This is a genomic window from Prevotella sp. C0026C3, from assembly GCF_056590795.1.
The window spans coordinates 43,815-56,396 of the sequence record NZ_JBWPWW010000009.1 but is presented as its reverse complement, the minus strand read 5'-3'; the positions used below and the strand labels follow the sequence as shown (position 1 = coordinate 56,396).

At 44.1% G+C, this 12,582-nt stretch carries 11 protein-coding genes; 9 read left to right on the top strand and 2 right to left on the bottom strand.

The window, feature by feature from the left end; genetic code table 11:
* Positions 1-10: 10 nt before the first annotated feature.
* The gene (gene kbl / locus AC1EK4_RS07280) at positions 11-1,201 is read right to left on the bottom strand and encodes a glycine C-acetyltransferase (RefSeq protein ID WP_036900736.1); all 1,191 of its coding nucleotides are present in this window, start codon (positions 1,199-1,201) and stop codon (positions 11-13) included.
* Between the two features lie 194 nt (positions 1,202-1,395).
* Here kbl and AC1EK4_RS07275 point away from each other — a divergent pair, with 194 nt between their 5' ends.
* The 7 genes from AC1EK4_RS07275 (at position 1,396) to AC1EK4_RS07245 (ending at position 7,589) form a co-directional block, all read left to right on the top strand.
* A complete protein-coding gene (locus AC1EK4_RS07275; RefSeq protein WP_480357634.1) occupies positions 1,396-2,349 on the top strand; it encodes an NAD-dependent epimerase/dehydratase family protein in 954 nt (317 codons plus the stop codon).
* Between the two features lie 273 nt (positions 2,350-2,622).
* Positions 2,623-3,117 carry a flavodoxin FldA gene (fldA, locus tag AC1EK4_RS07270; RefSeq protein ID WP_062433223.1) on the top strand — a complete coding sequence of 165 codons (495 nt, stop codon included), beginning with the start codon at positions 2,623-2,625 and terminating at the stop codon, positions 3,115-3,117.
* A gap of 54 nt (positions 3,118-3,171) precedes the next feature.
* Positions 3,172-3,537: a DUF2023 family protein gene (locus AC1EK4_RS07265; RefSeq protein WP_062433220.1), complete on the top strand. Its 366-nt coding sequence runs from the start codon at positions 3,172-3,174 to the stop codon at positions 3,535-3,537.
* 601 nt (positions 3,538-4,138) lie between these two features.
* The gene (locus AC1EK4_RS07260) at positions 4,139-5,599 is read left to right on the top strand and encodes an ATP-dependent DNA helicase (protein ID WP_480357631.1); all 1,461 of its coding nucleotides are present in this window, start codon (positions 4,139-4,141) and stop codon (positions 5,597-5,599) included.
* Positions 5,600-5,613: 14 nt separating this feature from the next.
* Positions 5,614-6,141 carry a TlpA family protein disulfide reductase gene (locus AC1EK4_RS07255; protein ID WP_052053035.1) on the top strand — a complete coding sequence of 176 codons (528 nt, stop codon included), beginning with the start codon at positions 5,614-5,616 and terminating at the stop codon, positions 6,139-6,141.
* Positions 6,132-6,773: a SprT-like domain-containing protein gene (locus tag AC1EK4_RS07250; protein WP_036900722.1), complete on the top strand. Its 642-nt coding sequence runs from the start codon at positions 6,132-6,134 to the stop codon at positions 6,771-6,773. The genes AC1EK4_RS07255 and AC1EK4_RS07250 overlap by 10 nt, the downstream gene beginning before the upstream one ends.
* 9 nt (positions 6,774-6,782) lie before the next feature.
* Positions 6,783-7,589, top strand: a complete 807-nt coding sequence (locus AC1EK4_RS07245) for a TrmH family RNA methyltransferase (RefSeq protein ID WP_480357629.1) — start codon at positions 6,783-6,785, stop codon at positions 7,587-7,589.
* A 90-nt stretch (positions 7,590-7,679) separates the two neighbouring features.
* Here the strand turns inward: AC1EK4_RS07245 and alaS are convergent, their stop codons facing one another.
* Positions 7,680-10,301, bottom strand: a complete 2,622-nt coding sequence (gene alaS, locus AC1EK4_RS07240; protein WP_480357627.1) for an alanine--tRNA ligase — start codon at positions 10,299-10,301, stop codon at positions 7,680-7,682.
* Positions 10,302-10,413: 112 nt separating this feature from the next.
* Between alaS and AC1EK4_RS07235 the strand changes: the two genes are divergently transcribed.
* Together AC1EK4_RS07235 and AC1EK4_RS07230 are read left to right on the top strand one after the other, a co-directional pair.
* Entirely contained in the window at positions 10,414-10,764 is a 351-nt protein-coding gene (locus AC1EK4_RS07235) for a MerR family transcriptional regulator (protein ID WP_036900900.1), read from the top strand.
* Between the two features lie 382 nt (positions 10,765-11,146).
* Entirely contained in the window at positions 11,147-12,520 is a 1,374-nt protein-coding gene (locus AC1EK4_RS07230; protein ID WP_480357625.1) for an ATP-binding protein, read from the top strand.
* Positions 12,521-12,582 lie beyond the last annotated feature (62 nt).

The window sequence follows — 12,582 nt, the reverse complement described above, 5'->3', positions numbered from 1 at the left end:
AGGGCAAATACTAGGCCTTTAATGCGCCTAATTCTTTGCCAACCTTAATAAATGCGGCTATACATTTGTCCAGTTGTTCGCGGTTATGTCCTGCCGAAATCTGTACACGGATACGTGCTTGATCTTTCGGAACGACCGGATAGTAGAATCCTGTTACGTAGATACCTTCCTCTTGGAGCTTAGCTGCATATACTTGAGAGAGTTTAGCATCGTACAACATCACTGCGCAGATAGCGCTTTGGGTAGGTTTGATGTCGAAGCTGGCAGCTATCATCTTATCGCGGAAGTACTCTACATTTTCCACCAAGCGGTCGTGTAGTTCGTTACTTTCCTTGAGCATCTTGAACACTTCAAGGCTCGCGCCAATGATACCGGGAGCTAATGAGTTGGAGAATAGGTATGGACGACTACGTTGGCGTAGCAAGTCGATGATTTCTTTTCTACCGGTTGTGAATCCGCCCAATGCTCCACCAAAGGCTTTACCCAGTGTGCCTGTGTAAATATCTACACGACCATAAGTGTTGAAGAATTCACTGACACCGTGCCCAGTAGCACCTACCACACCTGCAGAGTGCGATTCGTCTACCATTACCAAGGCGTCGTATTTCTCTGCCAAATCGCAAATCTTATCAATAGGAGCTACGTTTCCGTCCATAGAGAACACACCATCGGTCACGATGATACGGAATCTTTGAGCCTGAGCTTCCTGCAAACATTTCTCCAATTCTTCCATATTGGCGTTAGCATAACGATAGCGTTTAGCCTTACACAGGCGTACACCGTCGATAATAGACGCGTGGTTCAATGCATCGGAGATAATGGCATCTTGGTCGGTAAGCAATGGTTCGAACACACCACCGTTGGCATCGAAGCATGCAGCATACAAGATAGTATCCTCAGTCTTGAAGTAATCAGAGATAGCTGTTTCCAGTTCCTTGTGTATATCCTGTGTTCCACAGATGAAACGAACCGAAGACATGCCGTAACCTCTCTTATCCATCATCTGCTTTGCCCCCTCAATGAGGCGAGGATGGTTAGACAATCCCAAGTAGTTGTTGGCGCAGAAATTTAATACTTCCTGTCCTTTTACGTTGATAGCGGCCTGTTGTGGGCCTTCAATCAGTCGTTCTTCTTTATAAAGTCCGGCCTCTTTAATCTCGGCAAGCGTATTGCAAAGATGTTCTTTTATTTTTCCGTACATATTACTATTAGTGGTATTAAATATGGTTCAAAGGAACAGATAATTTTCCTGATATGGAAGTGTTTTTTGTTATTTTTGTTTAAATGGTCTTCCAAAGGTTATTATTTAGAAAAAATCTCTTCGCATTCTCAAAAAATAGCATTTACTTTGCAGCGTAAAACTTAAATAGATCATAGTTAAAAGTAATCTAGGCAATGAAGAATATTTTGGTTGTAGGTGCCACAGGCCAGATTGGGTCTGAACTTACAATGGAGCTAAGAAAACGTTATGGTAATGAACATGTAGTGGCCGGTTATATTCCCGGTGCCGAACCCAAAGGCGAACTAAAAGAATCCGGTCCTTCGGCTATAGCCGATGTTACGCGTCCCGACTTGATTGCTAAGGTTGTAGCCGATTATCATATTGATACCATCTATAATCTTGCAGCGTTGCTCTCTGTGGTAGCAGAATCCAAGCCTCGATTGGCATGGACTATTGGTATTGATGGCTTATGGAATATCCTCGAAGTGGCTCGCGAGCATCATTGTGCAGTTTTTACACCTAGTTCTATCGGCTCTTTTGGTACGAATACCCCACATGTGATGACTCCTCAAGACACCATTCAGCGTCCACGCACCATCTATGGAGTGTCTAAGGTGACAACAGAGTTGCTCAGCGATTATTATTTTAATAAATATGGTGTTGATACGCGTGCCGTTCGTTTCCCCGGTATCATCTCTTATGTTACTCCTCCGGGTGGTGGTACCACCGACTATGCAGTCGATATCTACTATTCGGCAGTGCGTGGTGAGCGTTTCGTCTGCCCAATAGGCGAGGGCACATTGATGGATATGATGTACATGCCCGATGCTTTGAATGCAGCTATCGGCTTGATGGAGGCCGACCCTACGCGTCTTATCCATCGCAATGCATTTAATATTGCAGCCATGAGCTTTGCTCCTGAGAATATCTATGCGGCTATCCGCAAACATAAACCCGACTTTGAAATGGTGTATGATGTTGACCCGATGAAGCAACGTATTGCCAATAGTTGGCCCGATAGTATGGATGACTCTTGCGCACGCAGCGAGTGGGATTGGAAACCACAATACGATTTGGATTCCATGACGGCGGATATGTTGGAAAAACTAACAGCGAAATTGCTTTAATCATATGAAGTGCGATACCTAAGTATCGCACTTTTTTTATGCCTAATATCTCATTGTTGGTATTAAGCTGGCAATTCATGTCGCTTTAGAAAGCCCTTGGTAACAATTGTGTCTATCTATCATTGGTAGTCGACTGATAATTTTCATAGTTAGACTTTCATATTATCACTATTTATAGGTATTTGATAAAAACACTATTTCTAGGTATTGCAAGATATGTGGATTGGTATTAACTTTGCAACGTTGAGTTTTGAATAATAAAAAATAAAAGATATGAAAAAGACAATCGTAATTTATGGTTCCTCTACAGGAACATGTCAGAGTTTGGCAGAGACCGTTGCTAGCAAGCTAGGTGTAGAATCTTTGGATGTCGCTAATTTGACAGAAGACGTATTGAAAGAGAATGACAACCTCATTTTGGGTACTTCTACATGGGGCAGTGGTGAACTGCAAGATGACTGGTACGATGGTTTGAAGATGCTAAAGGCTGTCGATTTGGCTGGTAAGACGGTTGCTCTCTTCGGTTGTGGTGATAGCGAATCGTATGGTGACACATTCTGTGGAGCAATGAAAGAACTCTACGATGCTGTTCAGGATGCCGGTGCTACCGTTGTTGGTGCAGTGTCTACCGATGGTTATACATTCGATGATAGTGACGCCGTAGTCGATGGCCAGTTCATTGGATTGGCTCTTGACGATGTCAACGAAGACGATAAGACTGAAAGTCGCATTGATGCTTGGCTTGAAAGTATCAAGTCTAGCCTATAATAGAAAAACGAAATTAGACGATTAAATATTTACGACGATAGTAAGAGGAATAGCATGCAGCAGACTGAGTTGATACCAGCCGACATGAAGGTACTGATGAATCATATCTATGAATATCAGAAAGGAGTGCGCCAAATGGTACTCTTCACTTTCAACAAGCGATATGAACAGTTTGCACTTCAGCGCCTTGAACGTCAGAATATCAGCTACATTGTACAACAGGTAGACGGTACTCGACTTAATCTTTTCTTTGGTCGCAAGGAATGTCTGGATGCTATTCGTCTTTTCGTCACTCGTCCGTTGAGCCAACTTACGCCCGAAGAAGACTTTATCTTGGGTGCCATGTTGGGCTACGACATCCGGATGCAGTGCGAACGCTATTGTCAACGCAAGTGTAAATCGTGCAAACAAGCACAATAAGACAACACAGAGATTAAACTATACAAGTCTTGTAAGTGTGGAAGTATGGAGAAGTTAAGAGGAGTTAAAACCTCATAGAGGCTTGGAGTCAACAGACATTTGTCCATTAACTCCTTTTGCTATTCTAGCGCCTGTAAGGCGTTTTACTCCTAATAACTCCGAAGTAGAGTTTCATTATGAGACTTTGATTAAATGAGATAAATCTTGTTCGCTAAATAAAAATTCATAATGTTTTTGTATAATATGTAATAGGGTGGCTGTGAAGCTACCCTTTTATGTTTTTATGCTATGAGTTTTGCTTTTCTCTTTTATGCTCTATAGTGCAAGGATGAATTCCAGTCCATCTCACAACCTAAGAACTTATCAACTCAAAGACTAACTAACTCATCTCCCATTTCATCCTCCCTCCCTTTTTGGGGAGGGTTGGGGTGGGGCTATAAGGGGCGGAGAGAGGTTGCTGCAAAGCTTTCGCAATATTGCTGCCTTGCCTATGCAGCAATGCTGTTTGGTTTTTGCAGTCTTGCTGCACTGCCTTTGCAGTGAGATGAGTGGTTTTTCTTTGCCAATTCAGAGTAATTCTCTATATTTGCAAGAACATTGTATGATTAGCGACGAAATAAAATATGAGATAGTTCAAGCCTTTGGTTTTGAACCCACAGCCGACCAGTGTCATGCGCTCAATGTGTTTGCTCAATTCCTTACCGACCGCTCTCCTGAAGCCGTCATGATACTGCGTGGCAGTGCCGGAACGGGAAAGACGAGTCTGGCCGGAGCTATTGTGCGCACGATGAAGAAGCTGAAGCAACGTGTATTATTGCTGGCTCCGACGGGGCGTGCAGCCAAGGTGTTTGCGCTCAATAGTGAGCATGAGGCTTACACCATTCATCGTCGTATCTATCGGGAGAAGGTTTATGAGGGGCTTGATGGGCAGTTCAACCTCAATCGCAATACGTATCGCGACACGCTTTTCATGGTCGATGAGAGTTCGATGATAGCTAATCAAGGCCTCGGAGATAGTAGCTTTGGTTCAGGAAGATTGCTTGATGACCTTGTGAAGTTCGTCTATGAAGGGCAGAACGACCGTCTGTTACTTATCGGAGACAAGGCTCAGCTGCCCCCGGTGGGCGAAATTGAGTCACCGGCATTGAGCGCTCAGCAATTGGCCGGTTATGGATTGCGTGTATATGAGTGCGATTTGGACGAGGTGTTACGACAGAGTAGTGAGAGTGGAATACTCTATAATGCCACGACTATTCGCCGAATGATAACGCTCGATACGGCTACCACGATGCCAAAAGTGCGGTTCCAAGGCTTTGCCGACATCGTGATGGTACCGGGAAATGAACTGGTAGACGCGTTAGCGAGTAGCTATAGCCATGTAGGAATGGATGAGACCACGGTGATAACGCGTAGTAATAAGCGTGCCAACATCTACAATCAGGGTATTCGTGGGAGCGTGCTTGACCGTGAAGATGTACTGAATACGGGCGATTTGCTGATGATAGTGAAGAACAACTATTACTGGGTAACCGAGGAAAATGCACGTGCTGTTGAGGGCGAGAAGTGCCCGATGTCGTTCATAGCCAATGGCGATAGGGCGGTAGTATTGAAGGTTCGCAATATTCGCGACCTGTATGGATTCAGCTTTGCCGACGTTTTACTGCGCTTCCCCGATTATGATGATTATGAGATGCAGACCACGGTGGTGCTTGATTCGTTGACAACTGAATCGCCGGCACTGACACGTGAGCAAAACGAACGGTTGTATCAAGGTGTGATGGAAGACTACGCCGACCTCTCGACGAAGACTGCTCGGCTCACAGAATTGCGTAAAGACATTTATTTCAATGCCTTGCAAATCAAATATGGGTATAGCTTTACGTGTCATAAAGCTCAGGGCGGACAGTGGTCGCATGTGTATATAGACCAAGGATATATGCCCGACGACATGCTGACGCCTGATTATATACACTGGTTGTACACGGCTTTTACACGTGCAACGGAGAAGTTGTTCCTTGTCAATTGGCCGAAATCGCAGATAGAAGAACAGATTATAAAATAGAGATTAAAGATAAGATGATGATGAAGAAAATGTTGATGGCGGCCTTGATGCTGCTTTCTGCGGTAGGCGTGAAAGCGCAGACTGCAGTCGTAGACGAAGATGTGCAGTACGCAACCGAACTGTTGAAGATAGGAACTGTGGCTCCTACATTTAGTTTAAAACAACCCGATGGCACGATATTTCATTCCACTAGCTTGAAAGGAAAGATTGTCGTACTTGATTTCTGGGCTTCTTGGTGCCCAGATTGCCGTAAGGATTTGCCCCGTGTCGTGAAACTCTGGAATGAGTATAAAGACTGTGTTGCATTTGTAGGAATCTCTTTTGATACCGATAAAACGAATTGGGAGAATGCTATTAAGAAGTATGGACTGGGATATATTAACGTCAGCGAGCTGAAGAAGATGCGCGAATCGGCTATCGCAAAGGCGTATGGTGTGCACTGGATTCCGTCTACTTACATCCTAGATAAGGATGGAAAGGTGGTTCTAGGTACTGTGATGATAGATAAATTGGAAAAGACTTTGCGAGAATTATGCAAGTAACCTCGGAGTGGATGGGGAAGTGGTTCGACCGTTTCAACCATGAATATTTCGGTGGAAAACTCCCTCGTCCGCTATTGGGGACATCGAAATCACGCACTAGGCTGGGTACGATGTCGTGTAAACGAGCCACACGGTGGGGCAAGACGCGTTATTATGATTTCGCTATCAAGCTCAGTAACTATTACGATCAGAGCGAGCGTGAGTTTCAAAACGTGCTGTTGCACGAGATGATACATTATAGTATAGCCTATACCGGATTGAAAGATACGGCACCACATGGTGTTGTTTTTAAGAGCATGATGGATGCTTTGAATCGACGGTATGGGTGGGAAATACGTATTACAAGTCGTCGACGGGAGGTTGCTCCACGCCGAATGGTTGAGAAAGAGCGACTCATCTTGGCTGTGGAACTGGCTTCCGGTGACCGTGTTCTCTCTGTCGTGAATCCTCAATATGCCCAACGGCTGGATGCTGTGGCACGTAGAATACACGACTTTAGCAACTATGGGTGGTACACATCTACCGATGCCTATTTCCAAGATTTCCCACAAGTGCGTAGTCTTCGTGGTCGCAGGGTAGACCAAGATACGTACGAGAACAAACTGGCCGAGATGAGACAAGTGGTTCTATAAATTCAAAAGATGGCAATAATAGAAATAAAATCGCTGACAGAACCGGGTGTTGAGGTGTTCTCAACGCTCACAGAAGCGCAGTTGCGGAGTCGAAAAGACCCGCAAAATGCGGTATTTATAGCTGAAAGTCCGAAGGTTATTAAGGTGGCATTGGATGCTGGATACCAGCCTGTTTCTCTGCTTTGTGAGCGTCGACACATCATGGGTGATGCGGCAGAAATTATCGAACGCTGTGGCGATATACCTGTATATACGGGCGACCGCGAGTTGTTGGCCCAGCTGACGGGCTACACTTTGACGCGCGGAGTGCTTTGTGCCATGCGTCGCCCGCATGCTTGTAGTGTGGAAGAGGTGTGCCGTGGTGCGCGTAGAATCGTGGTAATAGATGGCGTTGTAGACACGACGAACATTGGAGCTATCTTCCGTTCGGCCGCAGCATTGGGCATTGATGGTGTCTTACTCACCACTTCTTCTTGCGATCCGTTGAACCGTCGTGCCGTGAGAGTGTCTATGGGCTCGGTATTTCTCGTGCCTTGGACGTGGTTGGAATCACCCGTTAGCAGTCTCAACGATTTAGGCTTCCGCACTGCTGCAATGGCTTTGACCAATCAGTTTATCCCCCTTGGCGATCCAAGACTCACCGATATACATAAGCTAGCCATCGTGATGGGGACGGAAGGAGATGGACTTTCGCGCGAGACTATCGCCCAAACCGACTATGTAGTACGTATCCCCATGTCGCATCATGTGGACTCTCTCAATGTGGCAGCGGCTGCTGCCGTCGCCTTTTGGGAGCTAAGGATCAAGGAAGAGTAGTTTTCTTTCTTGGTAATACAAATAAAAAGCCACTGCTCTTTTTAGAACAGTGGCTTTCTTAATATGTGTTTTGATGTTGCAATAATCTAATTATAGATTGGCCAACTCAATGACTTTATCGACCGCAGCATGCAATCCATCGAGGCTTTTACCGCCTGCTTGTGCGTAATGAGGCTGTCCACCGCCACCTCCCTGTATCAGTTTGGCAGCCTCACGGATAATCTTTCCGGCATTTAAATCGTGGTCTTTAACCATGTCATCGCTGAACATGACGCTCAACATAGGTTTATCATTGGCTGTAGAACCGATGGCACAAACTAGTTGGGTAGGGATAGCTTCACGAATCTTGAATACTAAATCCTTGGCAGCAGCAGCTTCCAAAGGTACGACAGCTTTTACTACAGAAATGCCATTGACATTCTCTGCACGCTTAATAATTTCTTGTTTGAGTCTCTCAACTGCCTGTGCTTGGAAACGTTCGATGTCTTTCTTCATGCTATCGTGTTCACTGATGAACTTCGTGATAGCTGCTTTCAAATCCTTACTGTTGTTGAAGAGTGCCTTGATGTCGTTCATCGTATCTTCCAAAGCATAGACAGCTTCCTCGCAAGCTTTACCTGTCAAAGCCTCGATACGGCGTACACCGGCAGCTACCGAACTCTCGCTGACAATCTTGAACAGCCCGATTCGTCCTGTACTTGTGGCATGAATACCACCACAGAATTCACAAGAAGGACCGAAACGAACCACGCGTACCTTGTCACCATACTTCTCTCCGAACAGAGCTACGGCTCCCATGGCCTTCGCTTCTTCCATCGGCGTGTCGCGATGTTCGTCAAGTGGATAGTCCTGACGAATCATTTCGTTGACCATACGTTCTACTTGGCGCAGTTCTTCGTCGGTAACTTTCTGGAAATGTGAGAAGTCGAAGCGCAACGTTTCGGCACTTACGTAAGAGCCTTTCTGCTCTACGTGGTCGCCCAATACCTGTTTCAAGGCGTAATCTATCAAGTGAGTAGCCGTGTGGTTGGCTGCGCTGGCGTTGCGTTTATCAATGTCTACACATGCCATGAAGTCGGCTTCGAGATTCTTAGGCAACTCTTTGATGATGTGAATGCTTTGGTTGTTCTCGCGCTTGGTGTCGATAATATCAACCGTTTCGTCCTCTGAAACAAGTATACCGGTATCACCTACCTGTCCACCCATTTCTCCATAGAACGGCGTATGATTCAGTACGACTTCGAAGAATGTATTCTTTTTCTGTTTCACTTGGCGATAACGAAGGATACGACATTCATATTCTGTATAGTCATAACCTACGAATTCCTGTTCTCCTTCTTTCAAAACAACCCAGTCACCATTCTCTACTACAGCTGCATTACGGGCACGAGCTTTCTGTTTCTGCATCTCTTCATCGAACTGCTTCTCGTCGACTGTGTAGCCATTTTCGCGTAGAATGAGTTCTGTAAGGTCGAGAGGGAAGCCGTAAGTATCGAACAAACGGAATGCTTCTGCACCGTCTAGCTCGGTTTTACCATGTGCTTTCAGCTCCTCCATATCGCCATTGAGCAGGTTGATACCTTTCTCTAAAGTGCGTAAGAAACTGTCTTCCTCTTCCTTGATGACACGAGCGATGAGCTCTTGCTGGGCGGGTAACTCCGGATAAGCAACTCCCATTTCCTGAACCAGAACGGGTATCAGCTTGAACATGAAAGCAGATTTCTGCCCTAAGAAAGTATAAGCATAGCGTACGGCACGGCGTAAGATACGTCGGATAACGTATCCGGCTTTGGCATTACTAGGTAATTGGCCGTCGGCAATAGAGAACGCTACGGCTCTCAAGTGGTCGGCAATAACGCGCATAGCTACGTCGATTTCTTCCTTACTACCGTATTTCAAATCAGATAGATGTTCAATCTCTTTGATGATAGGTTGGAAAATATCAGTGTCGTAGTTGGAATGTTTGCCTTGCAACATACGTACTAAGCGTTCGAATCCCATACCGGTATCAATCACGTGCATAGGCAATGACTCCAGTGAACCGTCAGATTTGCGAGCAAACTGCATGAATACGATGTTCCAAATCTCAATGACTTGGGGATTGTCTTGGTTTACTAATTCGCGTCCGGGAACCGTTGCTTTCTCCTCTTCAGGACGAGAATCTACGTGAATCTCAGAACAAGGACCGCATGGACCGGTATCGCCCATCTCCCAAAAGTTATCGTGTTTGTTGCCATCGATGATGTGGTCGGCAGGTAAATGCTTTGCCCAATGACCGGCAGCTTCGTCATCGCGGGGGATATTATCTTCGGGTGAGCCCTCGAATACAGTTACATATAGATCCTTAGGGTCTAGATGTAACACGTCTACCAAGTATTCCCAAGCGTAGTCGATAGCTTCCTCTTTGAAATAATCACCAAAACTCCAGTTGCCCAACATTTCGAACATGGTGTGGTGGTACGTGTCGTGTCCCACCTCTTCCAAGTCGTTGTGCTTGCCACTTACGCGTAGACACTTCTGTGAGTCGGTACGTCTACGTGGGTCGGGCTGCTTGGTTCCGAGGATAATATCTTTCCACTGGTTCATTCCAGCATTCGTAAACATGAGGGTAGGGTCGTCCTTTATCACCATAGGAGCGGACGGTACAATGACGTGTCCTTTTGATTCGAAGAACTTTTTATACGAATCACGGATCTCATTTGCTGTCATCATCTTATATAACTTTAAATTTAATTCATTGGAAAAACATTTGCAAAGATACCGAGTTTTGCGTATTTTTGCAAATAAAATCGGTTAATGTTTTACTAATTGGACACCTAAAAGCATGGCACTGAATCTAAATAAGAATCTTAAGCTGTATTACTCTATCAAAGAAGTAGCACAGATGTTCGACATCAATGAGAGTACATTGCGGTATTGGGAAACCGAGTTTCCGCGCCTACGTCCTAAGACTCAGTCGGCAACTAAGGTGCGTCAATATACCGAAAAAGACATAGAGCAGGTTAAGATTATCTACAATCTTGTGAAGGTGAGGGGCTTTAAGCTTGCTGCCGCTCGTAAGATGTTGAATGAAAACAGGCAGGGTGTAGAGAAGACTGCCGAGGTATTGGAGTCTCTGATGTCTGTACGCGACCAATTAAAAGAACTCAAACGCCATATGGATGGTTTGGTCTGATTGAGCCAAACCATTTGTTTTTCATAGTAATTTAATACACTTAGCTTTTAAAACTCCTTACTCTCCACTTTTTATTTCTCACTTTTTGTGTGCAAACTCATCAAGTTATCTACTTGTTAGTTTGTCTACTACCAGACTGCAGGGGCGAGGCAACATTGCTGTTTGGCTTTTGCAGCGATGCTGAAATGACTTGGCAGTAATACTGAAGCAGTGTTGCAGTAATTTCATATTATTAGTTTATAATGTAGTGATAGGCAGATATAAAGAGAAATAAAAAAGCATTCATGCGACAAGATTACTTTAAGAAAAACTTGATAAAGTCAATAATATCTTGTATTTTTGTGAAAACATTTTTGAAATAATCATTTTTAAAATAATTATTATGGATTTTGTTGATAGAGTAGATGAACAAGCCCGTTTGCGCAGACAATTAGAGAAGCCACATAGTAGTTTTATCGTAATATATGGACGGAGACGTTTGGGGAAATCAACCCTTATCAAACAGGTGTTGACGGACAAGGACGTTTACTATATGGCGGAAAAGAATGAGATGACAGTGCAAATACTATTACTACAGAATGTAATAGCAAGTATCTATCCTGTATTTCTCGGTATGAGCTTTGATTCGTGGGAAAACTTGCTGATGACTTTTAATCAACTCTGCCAAAAAGGCACTACGCTGGTGCTAGATGAGTTTCCATATCTAGTAAGTTCGTGCAAATCACTTCCTTCTACATTGCAAAAAATGATTGATTCAAAGGACCTTAACTTTAATCTTATTATATGTGGCTCATCACAAAGAATGATGCAAAGGCTGATGTTAGATGCATCTGAGCCTTTATATGGTCGTGCTCATGAACGCATGGTACTTCAACCGATAGGATTAGGTTACTGGAAGCAGACTTTTGATTTGACGGCAGTACAGGCCATTAAAGAGTATGGTGTGTGGGGAGGTGTACCAAGATATTGGGAATTACGTGAAGATGAAGATAGTTTTGAAGATGCACTTAGACGCCTGATATTTGATTCAAATGGTGTGTTATACGATGAACCTGCTTCTCTTTTTATGGATGAAGAAGGAAATACTCAGCTTTATGCTTCCATAATGACAGCATTGGGACGTGGCTTTTGCCAGTTTTCAAGGTTATCAGATGCGGTCGGAAGAAAAACTACGGAGCTTAGCACGCCTTTAAAAAACTTAACGGATATGGCATATATTTGCAAAGAAGTGCCATTTGGAGAGTCAGAGCGTAAAACCAAGAAAACGCTTTATCGGATAGCAGATCCGTTTCTAGAGTTTTATTATAGGTTTGTCGCACCTAACAAATCATTGATAGCAATTGGCAGAAATGAACGGGTAAAAGCGATGGTGGATGCTCAATTTAATGACCATATCGGGCATTTATGGGAACGTCTTTGTCTTCTTGCCGTGTCTGGTAATGTGTTATTTGGTCATGAGTGGCAGATGGCACGCCGCTGGTGGGGAAAAGTTATCAATGAAAAAGGAGAGTCTGAGCAGTTGGAATTTGATATTGTTGCAGAGAGTGTAGATAAAAAATATCTGCTCATAGGAGAATGTAAATGGAATAAAGCAGATTATTCCAGTCGCTTATTAGCCGAACTGCAACGTAAAATATTACTTCTTCCTTTTGCTAAAAAGAAGAAGATTGTGTTATGTTTATTTTTGCGTGAGCAACCTTTGGATAGTGGGGAATGCAATATCCTCTATCCTGATGATGTGGTAAAGATGTTGTAAAGTGTTTTTATATACTTTTGTCGACTACTTACTTTTCCTAGCAATGATTATCTCTTTCTTGT